This window comes from Streptomyces alfalfae (assembly GCF_004127445.1).
Classification (GTDB): domain Bacteria; phylum Actinomycetota; class Actinomycetes; order Streptomycetales; family Streptomycetaceae; genus Streptomyces; species Streptomyces alfalfae.
Genome location: NZ_QEXM01000015.1, coordinates 152,387 through 170,856, shown reverse-complemented (window position 1 = coordinate 170,856; position 18,470 = coordinate 152,387). Strand labels below are relative to the sequence as shown.

General features: G+C 71.2%; 36 protein-coding genes. 4 read left to right on the top strand and 32 right to left on the bottom strand.

Going from position 1 to position 18,470, the window contains the following annotated elements:
• The first annotated feature begins 1 nt into the window (after position 1).
• The 4 genes from DCW30_RS05760 (at position 2) to DCW30_RS05745 (ending at position 1,328) form a co-directional block, all read left to right on the top strand.
• Positions 2-403 (top strand): DUF6221 family protein, encoded by a 402-nt coding sequence (locus DCW30_RS05760; protein ID WP_076686148.1) that lies wholly within the window; start codon positions 2-4, stop codon positions 401-403.
• A 71-nt stretch (positions 404-474) separates the two neighbouring features.
• Positions 475-714 (top strand): hypothetical protein, encoded by a 240-nt coding sequence (locus DCW30_RS05755; RefSeq protein WP_237283434.1) that lies wholly within the window; start codon positions 475-477, stop codon positions 712-714.
• A 39-nt stretch (positions 715-753) separates the two neighbouring features.
• A complete protein-coding gene (locus DCW30_RS05750; RefSeq protein WP_076686149.1) occupies positions 754-1,092 on the top strand; it encodes a DUF6233 domain-containing protein in 339 nt (112 codons plus the stop codon).
• Positions 1,093-1,115: 23 nt separating this feature from the next.
• Positions 1,116-1,328 carry a hypothetical protein gene (locus tag DCW30_RS05745; protein WP_076686150.1) on the top strand — a complete coding sequence of 71 codons (213 nt, stop codon included), beginning with the start codon at positions 1,116-1,118 and terminating at the stop codon, positions 1,326-1,328.
• Positions 1,329-1,939: 611 nt separating this feature from the next.
• On the opposite strand, the gene DCW30_RS05740 is transcribed toward DCW30_RS05745, so the two are convergent.
• From DCW30_RS05740 to DCW30_RS05595, 32 genes are all read right to left on the bottom strand, one after another.
• On the bottom strand, positions 1,940-2,692 hold the full coding sequence (locus DCW30_RS05740) for a hypothetical protein (protein WP_076686154.1): 753 nt from the start codon (positions 2,690-2,692) through the stop codon (positions 1,940-1,942).
• Between the two features lie 97 nt (positions 2,693-2,789).
• Positions 2,790-3,038: a hypothetical protein gene (locus tag DCW30_RS05735; RefSeq protein WP_076686156.1), complete on the bottom strand. Its 249-nt coding sequence runs from the start codon at positions 3,036-3,038 to the stop codon at positions 2,790-2,792.
• Complete coding sequence (locus DCW30_RS05730) at positions 3,035-3,379, bottom strand: hypothetical protein (RefSeq protein ID WP_076686158.1); 345 nt, start codon at positions 3,377-3,379, stop codon at positions 3,035-3,037. The genes DCW30_RS05735 and DCW30_RS05730 overlap by 4 nt, the downstream gene beginning before the upstream one ends.
• Positions 3,376-3,819, bottom strand: a complete 444-nt coding sequence (locus DCW30_RS05725) for a hypothetical protein (RefSeq protein WP_076686160.1) — start codon at positions 3,817-3,819, stop codon at positions 3,376-3,378. Before DCW30_RS05725 ends, DCW30_RS05730 begins: the two co-directional genes overlap by 4 nt.
• Positions 3,820-3,945: 126 nt before the next feature.
• Entirely contained in the window at positions 3,946-4,392 is a 447-nt protein-coding gene (locus DCW30_RS05720; RefSeq protein ID WP_076686162.1) for a helix-turn-helix transcriptional regulator, read from the bottom strand.
• The gene (locus DCW30_RS36585) at positions 4,389-4,577 is read right to left on the bottom strand and encodes a hypothetical protein (RefSeq protein ID WP_076686164.1); all 189 of its coding nucleotides are present in this window, start codon (positions 4,575-4,577) and stop codon (positions 4,389-4,391) included. The genes DCW30_RS05720 and DCW30_RS36585 overlap by 4 nt, the downstream gene beginning before the upstream one ends.
• On the bottom strand, positions 4,574-5,260 hold the full coding sequence (locus DCW30_RS05715; RefSeq protein WP_076686167.1) for a hypothetical protein: 687 nt from the start codon (positions 5,258-5,260) through the stop codon (positions 4,574-4,576). The genes DCW30_RS36585 and DCW30_RS05715 overlap by 4 nt, the downstream gene beginning before the upstream one ends.
• Positions 5,261-5,338: 78 nt before the next feature.
• Positions 5,339-5,788 carry a hypothetical protein gene (locus tag DCW30_RS05710; RefSeq protein ID WP_076686169.1) on the bottom strand — a complete coding sequence of 150 codons (450 nt, stop codon included), beginning with the start codon at positions 5,786-5,788 and terminating at the stop codon, positions 5,339-5,341.
• Positions 5,789-5,865: 77 nt separating this feature from the next.
• Entirely contained in the window at positions 5,866-6,549 is a 684-nt protein-coding gene (locus DCW30_RS05705) for a hypothetical protein (protein WP_076686170.1), read from the bottom strand.
• A gap of 34 nt (positions 6,550-6,583) precedes the next feature.
• Positions 6,584-6,724 (bottom strand): hypothetical protein, encoded by a 141-nt coding sequence (locus DCW30_RS36580; protein ID WP_162933585.1) that lies wholly within the window; start codon positions 6,722-6,724, stop codon positions 6,584-6,586.
• A gap of 17 nt (positions 6,725-6,741) precedes the next feature.
• Positions 6,742-7,365, bottom strand: coding sequence for an ASCH domain-containing protein (locus DCW30_RS05700; RefSeq protein ID WP_076686173.1), 624 nt, complete (start codon positions 7,363-7,365; stop codon positions 6,742-6,744).
• A 98-nt stretch (positions 7,366-7,463) separates the two neighbouring features.
• Entirely contained in the window at positions 7,464-7,814 is a 351-nt protein-coding gene (locus DCW30_RS05695; RefSeq protein WP_076686174.1) for a hypothetical protein, read from the bottom strand.
• Between the two features lie 15 nt (positions 7,815-7,829).
• Positions 7,830-9,620, bottom strand: coding sequence for an AAA family ATPase (locus DCW30_RS05690; RefSeq protein ID WP_076686176.1), 1,791 nt, complete (start codon positions 9,618-9,620; stop codon positions 7,830-7,832).
• A gap of 8 nt (positions 9,621-9,628) precedes the next feature.
• Positions 9,629-9,931, bottom strand: a complete 303-nt coding sequence (locus DCW30_RS05685; RefSeq protein WP_076686178.1) for a hypothetical protein — start codon at positions 9,929-9,931, stop codon at positions 9,629-9,631.
• Positions 9,931-10,293: a hypothetical protein gene (locus DCW30_RS05680; protein WP_076686180.1), complete on the bottom strand. Its 363-nt coding sequence runs from the start codon at positions 10,291-10,293 to the stop codon at positions 9,931-9,933. Before DCW30_RS05680 ends, DCW30_RS05685 begins: the two co-directional genes overlap by 1 nt.
• Positions 10,290-10,532, bottom strand: coding sequence for a hypothetical protein (locus tag DCW30_RS05675; RefSeq protein ID WP_076686183.1), 243 nt, complete (start codon positions 10,530-10,532; stop codon positions 10,290-10,292). The genes DCW30_RS05680 and DCW30_RS05675 overlap by 4 nt, the downstream gene beginning before the upstream one ends.
• Positions 10,529-10,855 (bottom strand): WhiB family transcriptional regulator, encoded by a 327-nt coding sequence (locus DCW30_RS05670; protein WP_079250130.1) that lies wholly within the window; start codon positions 10,853-10,855, stop codon positions 10,529-10,531. Before DCW30_RS05670 ends, DCW30_RS05675 begins: the two co-directional genes overlap by 4 nt.
• Entirely contained in the window at positions 10,852-11,490 is a 639-nt protein-coding gene (locus DCW30_RS05665) for a hypothetical protein (RefSeq protein WP_076686185.1), read from the bottom strand. The genes DCW30_RS05670 and DCW30_RS05665 overlap by 4 nt, the downstream gene beginning before the upstream one ends.
• Positions 11,487-11,849: a hypothetical protein gene (locus DCW30_RS05660; protein WP_076686186.1), complete on the bottom strand. Its 363-nt coding sequence runs from the start codon at positions 11,847-11,849 to the stop codon at positions 11,487-11,489. The genes DCW30_RS05665 and DCW30_RS05660 overlap by 4 nt, the downstream gene beginning before the upstream one ends.
• A complete protein-coding gene (locus DCW30_RS05655; RefSeq protein ID WP_076686189.1) occupies positions 11,842-12,021 on the bottom strand; it encodes a hypothetical protein in 180 nt (59 codons plus the stop codon). The genes DCW30_RS05660 and DCW30_RS05655 overlap by 8 nt, the downstream gene beginning before the upstream one ends.
• Entirely contained in the window at positions 12,018-12,263 is a 246-nt protein-coding gene (locus DCW30_RS05650) for a hypothetical protein (RefSeq protein ID WP_076686192.1), read from the bottom strand. The genes DCW30_RS05655 and DCW30_RS05650 overlap by 4 nt, the downstream gene beginning before the upstream one ends.
• Positions 12,260-12,652, bottom strand: a complete 393-nt coding sequence (locus DCW30_RS05645; protein WP_076686195.1) for a hypothetical protein — start codon at positions 12,650-12,652, stop codon at positions 12,260-12,262. The genes DCW30_RS05650 and DCW30_RS05645 overlap by 4 nt, the downstream gene beginning before the upstream one ends.
• The gene (locus tag DCW30_RS05640) at positions 12,652-13,407 is read right to left on the bottom strand and encodes an exonuclease domain-containing protein (RefSeq protein WP_076686196.1); all 756 of its coding nucleotides are present in this window, start codon (positions 13,405-13,407) and stop codon (positions 12,652-12,654) included. The genes DCW30_RS05645 and DCW30_RS05640 overlap by 1 nt, the downstream gene beginning before the upstream one ends.
• Entirely contained in the window at positions 13,404-14,183 is a 780-nt protein-coding gene (locus tag DCW30_RS05635; RefSeq protein WP_076686198.1) for an ERF family protein, read from the bottom strand. The genes DCW30_RS05640 and DCW30_RS05635 overlap by 4 nt, the downstream gene beginning before the upstream one ends.
• Complete coding sequence (locus tag DCW30_RS05630) at positions 14,180-15,226, bottom strand: YqaJ viral recombinase family nuclease (protein WP_076686200.1); 1,047 nt, start codon at positions 15,224-15,226, stop codon at positions 14,180-14,182. Before DCW30_RS05630 ends, DCW30_RS05635 begins: the two co-directional genes overlap by 4 nt.
• A complete protein-coding gene (locus DCW30_RS05625) occupies positions 15,223-15,702 on the bottom strand; it encodes a hypothetical protein (RefSeq protein ID WP_076686203.1) in 480 nt (159 codons plus the stop codon). The genes DCW30_RS05630 and DCW30_RS05625 overlap by 4 nt, the downstream gene beginning before the upstream one ends.
• Positions 15,699-15,935, bottom strand: a complete 237-nt coding sequence (locus DCW30_RS05620) for a hypothetical protein (protein WP_076686205.1) — start codon at positions 15,933-15,935, stop codon at positions 15,699-15,701. The genes DCW30_RS05625 and DCW30_RS05620 overlap by 4 nt, the downstream gene beginning before the upstream one ends.
• A complete protein-coding gene (locus DCW30_RS05615; RefSeq protein ID WP_076686207.1) occupies positions 15,928-16,329 on the bottom strand; it encodes a hypothetical protein in 402 nt (133 codons plus the stop codon). The genes DCW30_RS05620 and DCW30_RS05615 overlap by 8 nt, the downstream gene beginning before the upstream one ends.
• Entirely contained in the window at positions 16,326-16,691 is a 366-nt protein-coding gene (locus DCW30_RS05610) for a hypothetical protein (RefSeq protein ID WP_076686209.1), read from the bottom strand. The genes DCW30_RS05615 and DCW30_RS05610 overlap by 4 nt, the downstream gene beginning before the upstream one ends.
• On the bottom strand, positions 16,688-17,065 hold the full coding sequence (locus DCW30_RS05605) for a hypothetical protein (protein ID WP_076686210.1): 378 nt from the start codon (positions 17,063-17,065) through the stop codon (positions 16,688-16,690). Before DCW30_RS05605 ends, DCW30_RS05610 begins: the two co-directional genes overlap by 4 nt.
• Positions 17,062-18,081, bottom strand: a complete 1,020-nt coding sequence (locus DCW30_RS05600; protein WP_076686213.1) for a hypothetical protein — start codon at positions 18,079-18,081, stop codon at positions 17,062-17,064. Before DCW30_RS05600 ends, DCW30_RS05605 begins: the two co-directional genes overlap by 4 nt.
• On the bottom strand, positions 18,078-18,431 hold the full coding sequence (locus tag DCW30_RS05595) for a hypothetical protein (protein ID WP_129299883.1): 354 nt from the start codon (positions 18,429-18,431) through the stop codon (positions 18,078-18,080). The genes DCW30_RS05600 and DCW30_RS05595 overlap by 4 nt, the downstream gene beginning before the upstream one ends.
• Positions 18,432-18,470: the final 39 nt, after the last annotated feature.

Here is an 18,470-nt window from a genome sequence, read left to right as displayed (position 1 = left end):
GGTGGATGAGCTCGTGCAGTGGTACGGCGAGCAACTCGACGCGGACGAGCGGATCGCGGAGGCGGCGACGCCGGGCCCGTGGCGGGTCCGCGATGAGGGTGTGGTGGGTGATGACGGACAGCACTGGCCGGTCGCGTACACCGATTCGTACCGCGCCCGTGAGGACTGCCTCCACGTAGCCGCGCATGATCCGGCGCGGGTGCTGCGCGAGATCGACGTCAAGCGGCAGCTCGTGGCGCTGCATGCCGTGGACTACCGGGAGCGCCCGGATCGAGTACTCGGCGAGGTCGACGATCCCTTCTGCGCCGAGTGCGTAGGCGAGCGGTACCCGTGTACCACGCTGCGCCTGCTCGCGCTGCCCTACGCGGACCGGTCCGGGTGCCGCGAGGAATGGCGGCCGTAGCCGCGCGAATCCGGGCCCCTGCCTCGCGGGTCGAGGCGGGGGCTTCGTGCCGCCCGCTCTAAGATCCCGCCGTGGCTGACATCTCCGATGACCTGATCAAGCTGGAACGTTTCGCCGAAGAGGCGCGCGCACAGCTCGCCGGACTCGCCGACGAGGAGTACCGCGTGCAGTGGCGCAGGTGGGCCGACGCGGCCGAGGCGTTCCAGGCCGCCGTCACCGCGCACGCCGCGGCGACCGGGCAGGCGCGGCACGAGGTCGAGATGGCGGCGAAGAAGGCCGTCCGGCACGGTGACGAGGACCCCGTCGACTAGCCGTCGGCAGCGCGCCCACCGCTCGCTAGACTCGAACATGTGAACGACCGCGCTCCGCTTACCCGCCTCGACCTGCTGCGCTTCCTCGAACGCGTACAGCTCGGCGACCTGGAGCGCACCCGCACATGGATCGCCGACGAGGAACGGCGCCAGACCGAGCAACACCGCGGCGAGCAGGCCCGGCCGCCGGCCCCGGACTGGACGATCGAGCAGGGCCTCGACGGGCGGGCCGCGGTGTACGTCCATGCCGGCGGCTGCCACATGGCGGGCAAACGCTCCCGCGGCATACCCCGCGAGCAGGCGCGGCAGGCGCTGTACGAGCAGGTCGACGCGTGCCCGCACTGTCGGCCGGACAACGCGCTCGGCGTGCTGGAGTGACCAGCCCGGCGCACCATCGAGCTATGGCGAGCACACCTATAGTCGTTCACCCGCCGCTCGGCTCCGGCGGTCGGCGGGTCACTGCGGGCGGGAAGATCCTAGGCCTTGCCCACTCCGATCACGACGTGGTGGAGTTCCTGCGCCGGGCGGGACTGCCCGACGCGGAGGCGCTGCTCGACGATCCGTCTTGGCTCACGTGGCGGGGCGAGCGCGCGCACCAGTACGAGGCTGCATAGGGAGCTGTCATGGACGTTACGGGATCACGCTGGTGGCCATGTCCGAGGTGCAAGTCCGAGGACCCGGATCAGGTGACATGGGGGTTGGGCACACAGCGCACCACCGACGATGGACGACGGCAGGACGTCGTGCCTTTCGAGTGCGCAGCCTGCGGACAGTCCGGCACCGAGGTCGTCTCTACGCGGTAAGCGCTCGTCCTGCTGTCCGCGACGGCACGCAAGCGAAAGGCCCGCCGCGCCATGTAGGGAACGGCGGGCTGCGTGCTGCCCGGTCCGTCCGTCAGGCTGTGCGCCGCGCCACGAGACCGGCGACGAGTGCCTCACGGCTGAGACTGAAGATGTGACCGCAGGTGCTGAACGTCAGTGTGCGGCCTTCCGCCCAGTGCGTGATCTCGTAGGGCCGGGTTGCGCAAACCGGGCAGTGCGGCAGCGGCACGAGGTGCTGCTCGGAAGGGAACTGCCTCTGCTGTGCTTCGATGTCCGCGAAGAGGCGGGCGGCTCGCGCAGGGGGAAGAGGAATCATCGCGACGGTCCTTCTCTGTGGGAGCACACGTGTGCTCGGCGTACCGGCGCGGGTTGTTCAGCACGGTACTCCCACAAGAGGAGATCGTCTAGGCCGCGATCTCTTGGCTGTACGTCCAGACCTGCCCGCACCCAGTGCAGCGCGCTACCGGGGACGCGCCCGCCCCACCGTGCAAGGAGACCTGCCCGCCGCACGTCGGGCACGGGATCGCGAGGGCGGCCGTCCGCTCGCCGACGTCGAGGGCCTGCTCGACGTGCCAGGCCGCCGTGTGCGCGACGCCCGCGATGTGCTCGGCGTCGACCTCGCTGAGCGGCCGGAACGGGCCCGGTGCGCCCTGGACCCTGCCGAGGAGCCAGAGCGCGGTGTACGGGGCGTCGGGGCGGATGCCGGTCCACCGCCAGCGCCGCGGGTCCGCAGCATCATCCTGGGCGGCCTGCACGCGACGGGCATGGTCGTCCCAGGCGAGACGCTCGGCCCGGGTGCGGGCGTACGCGGCACGGCGCGGTGCCGGGGGCGCGATCGGGCGCCGCTGCACGCTCTCGGCGATTGCGTCGGCGCAATCCAGCAGGAGGGCGCGGACGATGCGCATGGTCTCGTGGATCGGCAGGCGGATCGGGATGGGCCGCTCGCCGAGCTGTGCGGGGTCCCGCTCCAAGATGCGCAGGGCGAGGGACCGGTGGCGTTCGGCTTCCAGGAGTTCGGCGTCGGCTTGGTCGAGGGCGCGGAGGTGGTCGCTCATGCGGCCGGCGGGGGGCCAGGTGGGGGTGCTGCGGGCTCCGAGGGCTTCGGTGAGGTCGGGCCAGTGGAGGATGACGGTGGAGAGGTTGGCGGTGGTGGTCATCGTGGGTGCTCCTGTGGTGCGTGGGGCGCGGTACGGTGATCGCACCTGGGGGCGTGCCCGCTGTCATGGCGGACGAGGGCGCGCCCCTTCGTTGTGCTCAGTGCTGCTCGGCGGGCTCGGTCGCTTCGGTCGCTGCCGGGCCGGGCACGTCGTCGACCTTGGCGCGGAGATCGCTGGCGATGGTCCTGTACAGCTTCTGGTCATCGACTCGGAGGGCGTTCTCGGCGAACTCTTCGAGCTGGGTGGCGACGCCGCGCACCCGGGCGATGGCGGCCTCGGCCCGGTCGGCGCGCGCGTACAGGGCGTCGAGGTCGTCGTCGGTGATCGTGTCGGCGGTGTGTCTCATGCGGCGCTGCTCCTCGGTGCGTTGCGGCAGGTGCCCTCGTGGTCGGTGCCGATGGATGTCCACCAGGTCTCGCAGCATGCGCTGGCGAGTGTGACGCGGACGATGCCTTCGACGGGGTCGTAGGGCGGTCGGACGGCGCGCTCGACTTGGACGGCCACAGCACGGAGCTGGTGGTCGATGTCGGTTTCGCGGATGGCGGCGGTGACGGCCATGACGGCTCCGGCCGTACACGAGATGGCGACCCAGGGCAGGCCGTGCCGGGCTTCTTGGACGGCGCTGTAGGCGAGGACGAGGGCGGCGGCGGTGTACATGGCGGTCATGGCGCGCGCGTAGGTGCTCACACATGCCCCTGCGGGTCGATCACGTCCGCGGCCCACGCCACGATGTCCGGCCTGGAGAGCGTCGACAGGCGCACCTCGTCCTTGCACGCGCGGAGCGTGCGGGCGAGGTGGCTGGCGTACGCATCGAGCGCCTCGACCATGGCCTCTTCGCTCACGTCCTCGTTACGCATGGCGAGCAGGACCTGGCGGGGGTTCGCGTCCAGTTCGCGTGCGCAGCATCGCCTGTCGCTCAGGTGGACATTGCGATCGGCGAAGGCGGAGACGATGGCGGGGTCGTCGAGGAAGTCCTCCAGGGACTCGTCTTCGGTGTCCCAGTCGCCGTCTTGCAGTTCGCGGATGAGGCCGCTGAGTACTGTCCGCTTCGTGTTGTCGTCGGCGTTGGCCTTCTGGAGCGCGGTGGCGACGGGGTCGAAGATGCGGCTTGCGCTGTTCCATCCCATGTCAGGTGTCCTTTCGGTGTGGGCTGAGTCGGGCTCGACGTGGCCGCAGGGGTGGGAGGTAGAGCCAGTGAGCGAGGGGGATGCCGGTGGTGGTGATGACGAGGAGGACGTAGGCGACGACGAGGATCACGACGGCCCTCCCTCGAAGAGGCCGAGCTGCCAGGCGCGGGCGACAGCATGCGCGGTGGTGCGGGCCCCGAGGAGCGCGTACAGGCTCTGCCGGTGGGTGGCGACGGTGTGGGCGGAGAGGCCCATCTCGGCGGCGGTTTCGTCGAGGGACAGACCGCGGGTGATCGCGTCGAGGGTGGCGGCCTGGCGCGGCGGCAGCACCCCGACGGGCCATCGGCGTTCGGGGCGGAGGCCGTCGAGGTAGCCGTGCTGGTAGGCGTAGTGGACGAGCTGCGGGGCGAGGTCGCCGGCGTGGATGCCGACGGAGCGGGCTGCCCGGCGTAGGCGCTGGGCGACGGTGCCGGGTGCGAGGTGGAGGTCGCGGCCGATGCGGGCGCGGTCGTGGCCGCGGGCGTATCCGGCGATGACCAGGATGTGGGCGCGGGTGAGGCAGAGCGTCGTCACAGGTAGCTCCCGGTGAGCGTGACGGTGCGGATGACCTTCCGGCGGGCGGCGAGGTTCTGGCCCCACAGGTCGGAGCCGAAGTAGTACCTGCGGTGGCGCGGGCGGCGGGGCCGGAGCGTGCAGTGGCAGGCAGTGGTCTCGGCGGTGGCGGGGATGAAGTGCCCGCGCGTGCAGCGGCGGGTCACGACTGACCGCCGGTCTGCTGCGCATCGTCGGCCAGGCGGCGCAGCTCGGCCTCAATGAGGCGGGCTCCTCGGACCGCACCGAGGAAGTCGGCGGAGTCGCGGGGCGTCCGGCGCAGGAAGCGCGCGGCTTCACGCCAGCCCTCGGCGGGTGTTCCGAACGGCTCCATGCCGCAGGCGTCACAGCTGCCGCACTGGTCCACGCAGACCAGCTCGGCTCCCTCGCGGTCTAGTTCGGCAAGCTCGGCAGCATCCGCGCTGGCCCGGTCGACGAGCGCGGGCAGGGCGGTCACGGCCTCCTGCAACTCGCTGATGTCCGCGCCGACGGTTTGCCCCCACGGGCCACGATCGGACTCGTCCAGCACGTCCTGGAATCCTCGGGCGTGGGCAGCGAGACGGTCGACGACCCGTCGGAGGCTGCGGAGGTCCCGGTCGGCGGGCGCAGACGGCGCGGCACGGTGCTCGGCCTCGAAGGAGAGCATCGAGTCGAGCAACTCGGCGACCGCGGGCGTCTCCTCGCTGGCGGTCAGATCAGCGGCGTGACTGTCCAGGGCGGACGCGGCTACCCAGGCACTGCGGCCGGGTGACTCACGCCAGCGGGCGGCGATGACGTCGGCGTGGTGGGCGAGGAGCGCGGCCAGCTGGTCGCGGGTGAGCGTGATGTGGTCGGCGGGCGGTGTGGTCATGGTGGTCTCCGGGGTGGTCGTGGTGGACTGGCCGGGGCCGGCCGCCGCAGGTTCGGGCCGCGGCGGCCGGCATCGGAGTCAGAGGTGCTTGGCGATCTCGCTGCCGACGCCTTCGACGAGGGCCCGGCGCATGTCGTCGGGCATGTCGGGCCGTACGGCGAAGTGCAGGCGGAACCAGGGGCCGTTATCGGTCTGGGCGCTGAGCTGTTCGGGCAGGGGTTCCAGGCCGTCGGCGCCGAGGTTGACGGCCCACTCGGACACGTCGGCCGCGCCCGTGATCAGGTCGTGGATCTTCTGCTGCGCTTCACCGAACGCGGTGTAGTCCTCGTCGTCTCCGGTCTCATCCGGAGTGACGAGGAGGTCCTTCCAGGTGCGGGCGCTGCCGTCCTCGGTCGTCTCGACAGAGGGCACCCAGGCGTCTCCCATCTGCTCGCCGACGCCCATGAAGTCGGGGTCCTCGGCAAGCGTGGCGTGCTGGCGGGCGGCTTCGGCGCGGAGGTCGGCGTCGGTGTACGGCGTCTCGGTCATGGTCATCTCCAGGTGGGGTGTGGTGTGCTGGGTGGTGCGCCCGCCCGTGGCTCCAACACGGGCGGGCGTCCTGCTGCTCACTGGCCGGCGGGCTCGTCGTCGAACGGCTCCAGCAAGGCGTAGGCCGCCTGCCGATCGCCATGCAGGTACTCGACGGCGTACTCGCCGATCCGGTCCCGGCGCAGCCAGCCGCGTTGGTCGGCGACCCAGCCCTTGTCGTCCCAGTGGCCGTCGCCGCAGGAGAGGTCACTGCTGCCGTTCAGGTCGGCGCGGTTCAGGCGGGAGGGCGGGAAGCCGTAGGCGAGGGCGGTCTGGCGGGACCACACGCCGGTGGGGCCGTCGGCGATGGTCGACCAGCCGACGTACTGGTCGCGGTCCTTCGCGGTCTTGACGATCAGGCAGCGCAGCCGCGGGTTGTGGCTGGCCTTCTCCTCGGCGAGCTCGTCGCGCAGGCGGCGGACCTCGACGACCAGCGTGGGCACGTCCTCGCGGGCGTGGGCGATGAACGCGGCGTTCGCTGCCATCTGCTCGGGGGCCCGCTGCTCGTCGTACTCCTCGTGGTCCGGGTCGTCCCAGTAGTTCTCGTCCTCAAGCTGCGCGATCTTCTGGCGGTACGAGTACGAGGCACGGCTGGTCATCTGGAGGTCGGCGGCCACGTCGGCGTAGGTGTCGCCGTCGTAGAAGCCCCACGGGCCCTTGGTGGCGGCGTTGGCGCGGGTTTCGATGTCGGTGAGCTGCTGCTCGGTGAGGTGGTCGGGCATGTGCTGCTCCTGGTGGTGTGGGGTCGGGCGGTGGTCAGTTGGCCATCGCGCGGCGCTCGTACGCGTCGCAGCCGCACTTGCAGGTGTGGGAGAGCCCGCAGGGGCAGGCGTCGCAGCAGTAGTGCTCCCGGCATTCGGTGCAGCGGGAGCCGTTGCAGTCCTCGCAGGTGTCCATGACGGGGCCTTTCGTGGTCAGGCGCAGATGACGCAGCGGTGGTCGGCGATCTCGGTGTCCTGGCAGAAGTCGGTGCAGCTGCGGCAGTACGGGGTGTCGCGGTACTGCGCGCGGCCGTCGAACCGGTGGTCGGCGGGGTCGAACGGAGTCCGGCACTTCCGGCAGGCCGGCCGCATCGCGTCGAGCAGCACGGCATCCGGCTTCCAAAAGCCGAGCGCGCCCGACTTCGCCACCGCTCGGTCGAGTGGCCTGATATCGGCCAGCTCCCAGTGCCACTGACCCGGGAGGCCCCACGGGGGGCAGCAGCCGTCGGCCGCCTCGTGGCAGTCGGCGAGCCGCGCCGTGGCGATGACCGCGCACAGGGCGAGGGACGTAGGCGGGGGCGGGGCGATGCTGCTCGGGAGGTAGGTGCGGGCGTCCCAGAAGTTCGAGCGCCCACCGAGCTCGTCAAGCCGGATCGCCGCGTCTCGGCTGTGGCGAACGATCGACACGGAGTCATCGACTCCGCGGCCGGCGTGGATGAGCAGGGTGCCGCGGTAGTTGGTGCGCCGGGTGCGGTTCTCGGTGGTCTTGAAGCCCTCAGCGATGGCGAAGGCCCACGGTTGTTTGATGGTGAGGCCGCGTGTCGGGGTGTCGGTCATGGGGTGATCTCCGTTGGTCTCGGGTTCTGTTGGGCTGGTCGCGCGGTGTTGATCGTTTGTGTGGTCGCGCGTGGCTGGCTCTAACCGGATGCGCGCGCTCAGGACAGGTCGGGGATGCAGAGCCATCCGGGGGCTTCGAGGTCGGGGATGTCGCTGTAGCCGAGGGCGTGTACGGCGTTGGCGAGTTGGAGGTTCCAGTTCGCGCGCTGCTCGGGGGTAGTGGTGCTGGCGCGGCCGTACTGGCCGAGGGGGATCTCGTCGGACTTGGTGACGAGGAAGAGACGGTCGTGGTCGTAGTCGCCGGCGGAGAGGTGGCCGACGTCGGGGCAGCGCTGCTTGTGCTTCTTCAGTTCCTTGTCGAGGCGCTCGCTCTCTGCCCAGGCGGCGGCTTGGTTGTCCACGGGGATGTGGATGCCGTAGGCGAAGTAGGCGGAGTGGTAGTAGCCCATGGGGTTCTCCTTTGCTCAGGCGGCGTCGTGTGGCATGTCGGGGTGGCTGCCGGTGGTGGGGTCGCAGCCGAGGTGTGTGTCGTATCCGCGGTTGGCCCAGTCGGTGTTCATGGGGCGGTCGCAGATGGTGCAGAGGGGTTTTGCTGGGGCTGCTGGTTCCGGCGTTCCCTCTCCGTTCCCCCTCTTCGAGGGGGGAACGGTCGGAACGGGGGGCGTTCCTGACGTTTCCGCGGGCGTTCCGGGAAACGTCTGACCTGGGGTTTCTTCGGTTCCGGGGAGCGTTCCGGGAAACGTTTCCGGGAAACGTGGGTCGGAACGGCCTGCGGAACGCTTTCCGGAAACGTCGATACCGGACTTATTGGACCGGGCTTTCCGGTGCCGGACGGCTTCCGCGATCTTGTCGTTGGAGCCGGGGACCTGGAGCTCGGCGAGCTTCTGGCGGACAGCCCGGTTGCCCGTGTCGTTCGGGACGCCTGCGCGGTCGAGGGCGGCGACGATGTGCTCCACCGTGCCGGGGACAGCGTGATCGGTGTGGGTCTCGGTGTCGTAGGTCATGAGGACGTGGCGGGTGCAGCCGGGCCGGTATCGGTCACCGTCGCGCTGCGACTGCCGCAGCAGGACGAAGTTGTCGGGGCCGATGCCGGTGCGGGTGTGGGTGCGCTTGAGGACGACGGTGCCGCCGCCCTGCGCGCGGAGCTCCCAGACATGGTCGACGTCTTGGGTCTTGGCGGAGGAGCCGCGGGCGCCGCGCTCGTGGTCCTTGCCCATGTGGTCCAGGCGGACGGAGGCGATGCCCTGCCGCTTGAGTGGGAGGAGGGTGTGGCGGTAGAGGGCGAGCCAGGTGTCGGAGTCGTTCTCGGGGCCGCTGATGAAGCGGGAGACGGTGTCGAGGCAGACGAGTTGGGCTTCACACTCGGCGACCATGGCGAGGAGGTCCGCGCCGCCGCCTGCGGTGTCGAGGGGGCGGATGGGCGGGAAGCTGGCGTAGGACATGAGGCCCATGCGTCCGGGGCCCGCGCCGTAGGAGAGGAATCGTTCCTGGATGTCCTGGTGGCCGTTCTCGGCGTCCACGTACAGGAGCGGGACGGGCGTCTGCGGGCGGTCGTCGAGGAACGGTTGGCCGGTGGCCATGCGCCACAGCCACTCCTGGACGAAGAGACTCTTGCCGGCCTTGCCGTCGCCGACGATGGTGATCTGCTGGCCGGGAGCCAGGAGGCGGCCGGGCAGGAGCTGCACCGCGCCGAAATCCGTGCCGAAGAACGGGTCCCAGTCCAGGAGCGCGCTGGCGAGGTGGCTGGGGCCGTGGCCGGTGCTGGCGCGGAGCTGTTCGCGTTGGTGGTGGTCGTCGGTGAGCTTGTCGAGTTCCTCGCCGGTGGCGCCGCGGGCGATCTCGATGCGGATGCGGGTGGCGTGTTCGTCGTGGCGGCGGACGCGGGCCTTGTCGGCGATGCGCTCGGCGAAGGCCTGCGCCATGGGGCCGGGGATGTAGTCGGTGCCGAGGCGGTCGATGAGGGTGCCGCCGTCGACTTCGCGGAGCCGTCCCTGCTTCTCGATCTCGGCGCGGACGATGACGGGGTGGAGCTGGTGGTTCTCGGCGACGAGGCCGCCGACGACGTCCCAGATGAGGCGGATGGAGGGCTGGTAGATGTCGTCGCGGTCGAGGACTTGGGCGCATTCGAGGTAGGCGGTGCGGTCGTGCATGATGACGCCGCCGACGAGGTTCTCGGCCTCGGCATCGTGGGGTGATGTCCGGGTGAGGGCGTCGTCGTCCGCCTGGTCGCGCGGCAGGGGGCGGACGTTGTTCACGTGGCTCCTCAGAACAAGGTGGTGGGGTCGGGGGGACAGATGTGGTCGGTGACGTGGTCGTGGGGGCAGTCGGGCGGGTGCCAGGCGTCGAGCCAGACGAGGCGGCGGATGCCGAGCTGGTTGGTGCGCAGGCACCAGATGAGGCGGTTGGGCTCGCGGACGGCGTTCTGCTGCTCGGGGGTGAGGGGCGTGAGGTCGGCGGTGACGGTGAGGGCCGCGCGGTTGCCGACGAGCTGGCGGAGGGTGGGGGCCCGGCACGCGGGGCAGCGCCTTGCGGGGGAAGGAGCGCTGTCCCGCGGCCGGGCGGCCATCACGCGTCGCTGCCGACGAGGAGCCCCGAGCCGTGCTTCAGGACGTCGCGGGCGTTCTGGACGTCGGGGTCGAGCTCGCCGTCGAGGGTGCCGCCCTTGGTGCGCAGCCGGTACAGGCCGCGCTGGAGTTCGCGGAGCCGCTCGTCGGCGAAGTCGTTGTCGGCGACCTCGATGGCGACGATGCGGACCTTGACGGATGGGAACTTGTCCTCGTCGGGGCCGGGCTCGACGCGCTCGACGTGGGCGAGCTCGACGACGGCCATCCACCGGCCCTTGCGCTGCGTGAACATGTCGGTGGTGTGCGGGGCGAGGGCGTCCTTGACGTCTTCGAGGACCTTGCTGTCGAACTTGATGTCGGTCATGCGGTGTGCGCTCCTTGCTGGGTTGTGGTGCGGGCCGAGCAGCGGGCTCGGTGGTCTGTGCGGACGTTGGCGACGAACTCGCGGACTCGGACGGAACCGGCTACGGGGCCCTCTGTGGTGCCGCATTCGTGGCACTCGTAGCGAGCGCGGGGCGGCCGGGTGTAGCGGATCTGTCCGGTCTCGCGGTCCTCGTAGCCCTGGCCGGTGTCGATGGTGAGAAGGCTGGCCACGCCGTTCATGCGGCCGCCTTGCGTCGCCGCTCCAGCTCCTCGTAGAGGCGGCGGCGCTGGGTTGGCTGGAGGCCGCCGCGGATGCCGTGGCGTCGTTCCTTGTGGGCGCTGCCTTCGATGCGCATGGCCTCGTCGAGGCAGGCCTTGCGGACGGGGCACTCGTGGCAGAGGCGGATGGCCTCGGCGAGCGCGCCGCGCTTGCTGGTGGGGGCCCACCACAGCTCGTCAGCTCGCTTGGTGTAGTCGGGGCGGGCGCAGATGCCCAGGAGCGCCCAGTTGTTGCCGGTGGACGTGTCGGGGGTGGCGCGCCGGTAGGGGGTGCGGCGGATCATCGGGCCACCGCCGGAAGGTTCTCCGGCCACGTCACGCCGTTCAGCGCCCGCCGGTGCGTGTCCGGCATGACCACGAGCGGGTAACCGAGCCAGTGCAGGCCCATCGCGGCGAGGATCGTCGCGTCGGCCTGGTCGTAGCGGCCGCGGCCCTCGCACGGCACGCCGTACCGCTCGATGACGGCGTCGCGGACCATGCCCTTGGCGATGGTCTTGCGTCGGCTGGCCGGGTGGTCCTTCGCGGGGTTGGCGACGCCGCAGGCGTAGATGATTCGGTGCTGCGGCGGGCAGATAGCGAAGGGGATGCGGCGGCGCCACAGGTCATGGCGGATGAGGCCGCGGAGGTAGGTCATCTCCTCGACGCCGGGTCGGTAGCCGACTGACATGGCGACGCCCTCGATGACGACGAGGCTGGTGTCGTCGGGGATGCAGGCGCGGATGGTGCGGCGGTGGAATTCGAGGCGGTCGTGTCCGGTCCGGCTGCCGGGGATGAGGGCGTCGGCAGTGGCGCCGTCGCTGATGCCGGTGGAGGTGAGGGAGAGGTCGAGGCCGTACACGGTGGGAATGTTGAGGGGCCGGGGCCCGGCCGCGGTGGTGGCGGCCGGCACCTCGGTGTCGAAAAGGGTCGGGGCAGTCACCGGGCACCGCCCCTGGCCCAACGAGCCGCCGCGAGCTTCCGGTCACGGTCACGGACATACAGGCGGTGCCCTTCCAGGCACTCGGCGCACGCCGACTCTCCGCGGTACTTGTGCTGTCGGTACCCTGCGAGCGTTCCGTGAGCGATGGGCTTGCGCCTGCTCGGCGTCGGGGTGCCTTTACTGCGCTTGGCCTCGGTGTTCGCCTTGCGGCACGCGTCGTCGATGGGCTCGCCGTTCCTGACGTGCCGGGTGTAGGCGGACTGGGTGCCGCAGGGGGCGATGGGCTGCCCGCGGTGGGGGTCCTTCAGCCCAATGTCGGTGATGAGCTGGTCGAGTTGGGCGTCGGTCAGGTCAGGCATCGGGGGTCTCCCTCCGAGAGGTGGTGAGGCCGAGGACGTCGAGGAGGTGCTCTCGGTCGGCGTCGTCCTGGGCGCGCTGGTCGACGAGCCGCGCGACGGCCTCGACCTGGGCGGGCGTGTTCCGTCCGGCACAGACGGCCGCGACGGCGTCGATGTCTACCTGGCCCTTCACTGCTCGCTCCCCGTGGTCGTGCGGCACGTCCAGCAGGTGCGGCTGCCGTCGGTGTGGATGGCGTGGAAGCGTGTGCGCCCCTCGGTGGGGCAGTGCGCCCAGTCGTTGGCCTCGACGTCGCCGTCCGCGAGCGCCGCGGCGAGGGCCTGCTCATCGAGGAGTTCGGCGTCGGCCAGCGGGGTGGCGGGCTGGTGGTGGTCGAGGCTGTGCAGAAGGCGGCGGACCGCGGCGAGGGGGCTCATACGACGCTCCTGTCGGTCAGGTCCTGGCGGCGCTTCTGCCAGCCCGCACCCGCCTCGACCTCCGGGGCCGTGAGGCCGAGGCAGTCGTCGAGGCGGTCTTGCAGACGCGCGATGTCGCGGGCCGCGGTAGCGAGCTCGGCGCGGTAGCGGACACACGCCTTCAGGAGCCGCTCGATGCGGTCAGCCTGAATTTCCATGTCCGCGTCGTGGCTGTGCTCGGTCGCGGTGAGCTGCTCGTTGCGCTCGGCGAGGATGGTGTTGCGGCCGGCGGTGCGGACGGCTGCGGCGAGGTGTGCGGCGGACGCGGTGCGGGCTTCGTCGCGTTCGTCGACGAGCTGGCGGACGTGGGCCTCCAGTTCGGTGATGCGCCGCTTTCGCTTGCCCCACATCAGGCGTCACCGCCCGTGCGCTGCGCCGGGATGAGCGGCCAGGAGCCGTCGATCACCTTGTTCGGGTCGCCGCCCTGCTCCGGCGTCGCCTTCTTCCGGAACCAGTCCTGCAAGCTCGCCTGCTGCCCTGCCCGCCATCGCTGCTGCGCCGCGAACAACTGCTCCGGCCCCAGATGGCCGAGCTCGCGAGCGAACCGGACGAACTGTTCCTCAGCGATCAGCAGCGCCGCGAGAGCATCCGCGTCCGCGGTGTGCCAGTCGTTGAGGGCGACGTTGTACCGCTCGGCCGTGGGCCCCAGCTTCCGGTTGCCCTGCCCGCGGACGTACTTGAAGAGCTCCTTGTCGATGACGTGCGGGTCGATGAGGGGCAACGGGCCGGGGCCGACGCGTTCGGCCATGGTCGGCAGGCCGTTGCGGAGGAGGTCGTAGTGCAGGATCGACCAGTCGAAACTGTGGTTGAACGCGATCACCGGCATGCCCTGGTTGATGGCGTGGGCCAGGTAGGAGGCGAGCTCCTCCAGCGCTTCCTTGGGCTCGCGGCCCTCGCCCTGCACCTTGGCGTCGTCGATACCGTGCACGGCGGTTGCTTCGGCGGGGATCGGGATGCCGGGGTTGATCAGCCACGTGAAGACGAGGTCCTCGGCTCCGGGGGCGCGGACGATGAAGGCGGCGGAGACGATCCGGTCTTCGAGCGGGTTCGGGCCCGTGGTCTCGGTGTCCCAGGCGGTCTTGCGGACGTCGGCGAAGGCGCTCACTGGCCACCGCCGGTGCGCTCGCCGTAGATGCGGCGGCCGAGCGCGTCAAGGGTCTCCTGCTCGCCAATCTCGTTCGTGACCTGGCTGTTGAGCATCCGCTGGTTGGCCAGCTCGTAGCTGATCTGCTGCAACCGGCCGGGCGACGTCTTCTTGTCGAGGATCTCGTCGCGGTACGACTCTGCGGATCGGGCCGGAGCATCGTTGCCGCGTTCGACTCGGTCGGCGTCCGGGTCCTGGTCGTGAGTCGGGGTGAGCCCGAAGCCGAGAAGCAGCGTGCGGAGCGCGACGGACTGCGCCTTCGTCGTCGACTTGTCAGCGGTGTCGAGGGCCTCCCCCATCGTCTGGAGGGTGAGCGTGTCACCCATCGGCCCCATGACCGTCCAGGTGACGAGGACGGAGCACTCCCGCATCTTGCCGCCGCTCTTGGTCGACTTCTCCCCGTAGGAGGCCTCGACCTTGGACGACATGACGTTGACGCCGTGCTTCAGCGTCACGGGCCCGAAGACGTTGACGACGGTGTCGACCCCGCGGAAGTTGAACTTCGTGCCGAACGAGTCGTACTTCTCGCCCTTGGCGATGGCGCGGATCTCGCGGCGGACGCGGAGCCACGCAACTCCGACGGGCACCTGCTCAGGGTCGTCGTCCCCGGGTTCGTAGTCGGCCATCGGGTCCGGCGCCGGGGTGAAGTCCTCGACGGGCGGCGCGTCCTCGGCCGGGCCCGAGGCGGGCTCGGTGCGGCCCGCGGCAGCGGCGGCCCGCTCAGCGATCGTGGTCATGCGTTGTGCTCCTCACGGACAGCGCGGGGAATGCTGATCTGGCGGTAGGTGCGGTCCTCGACGCAGTCCGCGTACGCGTCGGGCCAGCGCTCGGCGAGGCGGGCGGTGTCGGTCCACTGCTTCGAGCGCTCGTCCAGCGACACGTGGACCCGGTCGAGGACGGTGGCCTGCTCGGCGCTGCCGAGGCCGGCGAGGATGCGGGCCTTCGCCGCCTTCTTCCGCTTCTCGGCTGCCACGTAGTCGGTGTGGGCGTCGAGGTAGTCGGCCACCGCGTCCTGGGTGTCGATGTCGCGGGTGATGTCGACGGCCCCGGCCCGGTTGGGGTGGAGGCGGTCGTACAGGTCGAGGAGGACGTCGGGGTCCGCGTCCGCGGCGAGCACCGGCGGGCGCCGGTCGGTGATCTGCTGCCAGGCGAGTTCGCCAGCGGCGCGGAGGTCAGCGACGAGCTGGGCGTGGTCGGCGACGCGGATCACGTACTGCCGGTAGTCGTTGCCGCCGATCAGCACGGCGGCGTGGACGTGGTCGAAGCCACAGGTGTCGGCCTGCCACAGGGTCTGAACGAGGACGTCGTCCGCGACGCCGGCGCGGAAGGCGGAGGCCTTCATCTTGTCGCGGCACTTGATCTCGACCGCGCACTTCTCGCGGCCGTCGGCGAGGGGGCACTCCAGGACACGGCGGTCGAGGGTGCACATCTGCCAGGGGCGTTCGGTGTTCTGGACGAGGCCGACGCGGCGGACGACGCTGCGGTTGCGGCGGGCCCACTCGCGGGCGACGGTCTCCTCGAACGCGCGGCCCCAAAGGGCGGGTTCGGAGTCGTCGCTCTCCAGCGGCAGGCCGCCGGTCTTGTCGTGGTAGACGGACAGGGCGTTGCCGTACTTCGAGATGCCGAGGATCGCGGCGACGTCGCTGGAGCCGAGTCCACTGCGGCGTGCGGTGAGCCAGTCGGCGCGGTCGGCGTCGGCGGGGAGGATGAGGCGGCCGGTGGGTGTGACGCGGCGGCCGGCGGCCGGGGCCGAAGCCCCGACCGTCGTCGTGTTCGTCATGCGGCCTCGACCTCCGCGGTGGTGCTGGCCTGGGCGGTGGGCAGGCCGCGGACGGTGTTGGGCTTCCACACGTCGCCGTACGCGGCCTCCGCACGGGCGGCGATCTCACGGGCAGCGTCAGCCCCGGCACGGACCTCGCCGCGCTCGATCTGGCCGAGGACCCGCTCGGCGTCCGACGACGGGCGCACCTGCCGCCCACCCCGAGGCCGTGCCGGGACAAGGGGAGCCAGGTCCGCCCCGCGGTATCGGGCCTCGATACGTGCGCCGTCGTCAGTGAGGACGATGCGGGCGTCGTAGGCCCCGGCCGGCTGGTAGTGGCGGCCGGACGGATTCGTCTGTCCCGGTCGGCGGATCATGGAGGCGGTGGTCGACGCGGTGAAAGAGTTCCGGTACTCACCGACCGGCAGCCACTGGCCGGGCGCCTGCATGAGGCGCGCGGCGGCTTTGGCGTGGTCGACGCGGGTGTGGCGGCTCATGAGCGGCCGTCCTCTCCGATGGTCGTGGGCGTGTAGGTGCGGCGGCCGTCGGCGTCCACCGGCCGGAGGGCCCCACGGGCGGCGAGTGCTCGCAGGTCCTTCCTCGCGGTGTTGCGGTGGCAGCTCCAGCCGGTGGCGGCGAGGAGCTGCTCGGCGCGGCCGGTCGAGATCGGGCCGGGCTCGCCCTGTATGGCGATCAGGAGCCAGGCACGACGGGTCATCTGGTCAGGCACGGCGGCCGTCCTTCCGAGTCGCGAGGAGGTAGTAGCGGCCGTCGGCCGGGCCGTGCTCGACGAGGTGGCCTCGGCGGGCGAGCTCGGCGAGGTCGCGGCGGGCGGTCCCGCGCTGAGGGGCCTCGCCTTTGCGCCGTCGGGTCTCCTGCACCTGGCGGGTGGTCCACTTGCCGCCGTGGGTGCGGATCGCGTCGAGTAGCTGCTCCAGGCGCCGCTCGCGGGAGGAGTCCGGCGCGGGCCTGGGAGTGGCCGTCGCCGCCGGTGTGGCGGTGGCCTTCTCCTCATCCCGCTCGGCGTCGTACTGAGCGAGCAGGTCACGGGCGATCGCGTTCGGCTCGGCGCTGTCGACGTAGTACGCCCGGAGCGCCTGCTCAATGACGTGGCGAGCGGTCACGACGCACCACCCGTCTCCGCCAGCGCCGGAATCCCACGCTCAGCGCGGAACTCGGCGATCGCCGCGTAGCAGCACACCGGCTCGCCCTCGACGCTGTGCTCGTCCTGCCGGGTCGACTCGTCGGCCGCCTCGTCGGCGGTCAGCGCCTCGAACTCCGAGCGGCAGTGCGTGCACAGCGTGATGTCGTCGGCCGTGAACGCCGCGCTGTAGCCGGGGTAGTTCTCGGCGAGGAACTTCTGCACGGCGGGCCAGACCTCGGACCGCATGGCAGCGGTCTCGTCCGCGTAGTCCGCCTGAGTCCAGTGCGGGTTGACGGGCCCGGTGATGGTCAGGCGGCCGTTGATCTTCGCGGGCTTCTTCACGCCGCACCTGCCTCACGCTGGCCCGGCACCACGACCGCCGGCGGCGGAGCCACCGCGCGCAGCCGGTCCGCCAGCCGCAGCACCGCGGGACCGAGTAGCGGCAGCTCGTAGCCGAGCGCGTCCTTCAGCCGCTCGGCGAGGAGCTGCTCGGGCTCCCAGCCGTCGTGCCCGCGCGCGGCTCCCCGGTCGTCGGCCATCTGGAGAAGGAGGTCGAGGAGGTCGGGGTTGTCGGCGATCGTGATGAGGACGGCGTCGAGGTAGTGCTCGACGTCGAGCATGGCTCCGGCGGGGGTGCGGCGGATGTACAGCCGGTAGGGGCCGGTGATGGTGGGGCGGCGGAAGAGGCGGTGCCAGATCAGGCGGATGTGGTTCATCGCGCACCGCCCGTCTCGCCCGCGTCAGCGGCCTCGTCCTCGTACCCGGCGACGACCCACTGTGTGGCGGCCCGATCCCAGATGACGGACCACCCGGTGCGGTCGGTGAGCGTGCCGTCCAGGTCGATGCCGACAGACAGGCCGACCGACTCGGCCGCGTTGAGCGCGTCTGCGATGTCGACCCAGTACGACCGCTCGGTGCGGGGCGCGCACGCCTCGGAGGGCTCGTCCTCGTGGAGGGTCGGCGTCGGCGCGAGGAGCCGCGTCAGCTTGTCCGCCGACCGCTCCGTCTCCCCAGCCCGCAGCGCCTGCACCGCGTCGTCGAGCGCTTCGTTCGTCGAGTGCCGCTCCGCCTCCAGCTCGCCAATGCGCGCGGTCAGGGCATCCCGCTCGCCCCGCGCCGTACGGAGGTCGTGCTGCCAGGTCGCGTGATCGGCCTGCCGCTGCGCCTCCAGCGCGGCGACCCGAGCCCGCAGCCCCGCATTCACCCGCTGCATCCGAGCCCCGTACGCCCGCAGACCCCTCACATCCGCGCACACCGCACGCCGAGCGAGCATCCGCTCCTTGACCTGCACATCAGACGGACGCACCCAGCCATGCAGGCCCATGCCGGACAGGTACTGCTTACCGTGGTGCCGCTCGGCGTCACCGCAGTGCGCGCAGCCGTAGGGCTCCGCCACCCGCTCACGGATCTCGTCCCGCTCACGCTCGGCCCGATGCCGGTCCGCCACAGCCTCAGCGAACAGACCCTGGAGACGCGCCACGTCCTGCCGCAGCTTCTCCTCGAAGCTCTCCGGCGCGGGCGGGAACGGCGGCATCAGCGGGCCGACCGGTGCGGGCAGGGCGTCCGCCGACCCGACGATCCCGTGCTCCGCGAGCTCCGGCAGCGTCGCCATCACGAACCGCGGGCACTCGCACACGCCCTCCGGCGCGTACAACGCCCCACCGTCACGCGTCGTCGCACGCAGCGTCCAGCACGTACCGTCTGCGGTGTTCACCACCAGCGGGGCGCTCACGCCGACACCGCCTCAGCGGCACGCGCCGCCGGAAACCATTCCGCCGACGAAATTCGAACCATTACGTCGTCGACGGAGAACTCCGCGCTGAAGTGCCTGTAGAAGCCGTGCTCGTCCGGGGTGCTGTCCGACGTCTCCAGCGTGACTCCGAGCGCCTGCGCCCACTGGCGGCTCTCGGCCTCCGTGTGTGCCTGCAGCCCGACGAACGTCCGGTTCGTGGACGCTTCGAGGCGAACTGCGAGAAGCTGCGGCAGCGTGCCGCCGTGCTCGGTGACCAAGCGGGTGGCGACAGCGCGGAGACGGGCCGCGGCCTCGTCGGTCCTGGCCAGGGCCTGTTCGACCTTGGTCATTGAGTCGGTAGTCTCAGTGGCCATCGGGGCCTCTCTTTC

Coding starts and splice junctions, on each gene's coding strand:
- DCW30_RS05635 (WP_076686198.1), bottom strand. CDS start 14,183: ATGACCACGATCGCTGAGCGGGCCGCCGCTGCCGCGGGCCGCACCGAG.
- DCW30_RS05695 (WP_076686174.1), bottom strand. CDS start 7,814: ATGGGCTACTACCACTCCGCCTACTTCGCCTACGGCATCCACATCCCC.
- DCW30_RS36580 (WP_162933585.1), bottom strand. CDS start 6,724: ATGGACACCTGCGAGGACTGCAACGGCTCCCGCTGCACCGAATGCCGG.
- DCW30_RS05605 (WP_076686210.1), bottom strand. CDS start 17,065: ATGAACCACATCCGCCTGATCTGGCACCGCCTCTTCCGCCGCCCCACC.
- DCW30_RS05715 (WP_076686167.1), bottom strand. CDS start 5,260: ATGACCACACCGCCCGCCGACCACATCACGCTCACCCGCGACCAGCTG.
- DCW30_RS05705 (WP_076686170.1), bottom strand. CDS start 6,549: ATGCCCGACCACCTCACCGAGCAGCAGCTCACCGACATCGAAACCCGC.
- DCW30_RS05650 (WP_076686192.1), bottom strand. CDS start 12,263: ATGAGCCCCCTCGCCGCGGTCCGCCGCCTTCTGCACAGCCTCGACCAC.
- DCW30_RS05670 (WP_079250130.1), bottom strand. CDS start 10,855: ATGATCCGCCGCACCCCCTACCGGCGCGCCACCCCCGACACGTCCACC.
- DCW30_RS05700 (WP_076686173.1), bottom strand. CDS start 7,365: ATGACCGACACCCCGACACGCGGCCTCACCATCAAACAACCGTGGGCC.
- DCW30_RS05595 (WP_129299883.1), bottom strand. CDS start 18,431: ATGACCAAGGTCGAACAGGCCCTGGCCAGGACCGACGAGGCCGCGGCC.
- DCW30_RS05680 (WP_076686180.1), bottom strand. CDS start 10,293: ATGACCGACATCAAGTTCGACAGCAAGGTCCTCGAAGACGTCAAGGAC.
- DCW30_RS05675 (WP_076686183.1), bottom strand. CDS start 10,532: ATGAACGGCGTGGCCAGCCTTCTCACCATCGACACCGGCCAGGGCTAC.
- DCW30_RS05740 (WP_076686154.1), bottom strand. CDS start 2,692: ATGACCACCACCGCCAACCTCTCCACCGTCATCCTCCACTGGCCCGAC.
- DCW30_RS05625 (WP_076686203.1), bottom strand. CDS start 15,702: ATGAGCCGCCACACCCGCGTCGACCACGCCAAAGCCGCCGCGCGCCTC.
- DCW30_RS05745 (WP_076686150.1), top strand. CDS start 1,116: ATGGCGAGCACACCTATAGTCGTTCACCCGCCGCTCGGCTCCGGCGGT.
- DCW30_RS05685 (WP_076686178.1), bottom strand. CDS start 9,931: ATGGCCGCCCGGCCGCGGGACAGCGCTCCTTCCCCCGCAAGGCGCTGC.
- DCW30_RS05630 (WP_076686200.1), bottom strand. CDS start 15,226: ATGACGAACACGACGACGGTCGGGGCTTCGGCCCCGGCCGCCGGCCGC.
- DCW30_RS05710 (WP_076686169.1), bottom strand. CDS start 5,788: ATGACCGAGACGCCGTACACCGACGCCGACCTCCGCGCCGAAGCCGCC.
- DCW30_RS05645 (WP_076686195.1), bottom strand. CDS start 12,652: ATGTGGGGCAAGCGAAAGCGGCGCATCACCGAACTGGAGGCCCACGTC.
- DCW30_RS05660 (WP_076686186.1), bottom strand. CDS start 11,849: ATGCCTGACCTGACCGACGCCCAACTCGACCAGCTCATCACCGACATT.
- DCW30_RS05735 (WP_076686156.1), bottom strand. CDS start 3,038: ATGAGACACACCGCCGACACGATCACCGACGACGACCTCGACGCCCTG.
- DCW30_RS05725 (WP_076686160.1), bottom strand. CDS start 3,819: ATGGGATGGAACAGCGCAAGCCGCATCTTCGACCCCGTCGCCACCGCG.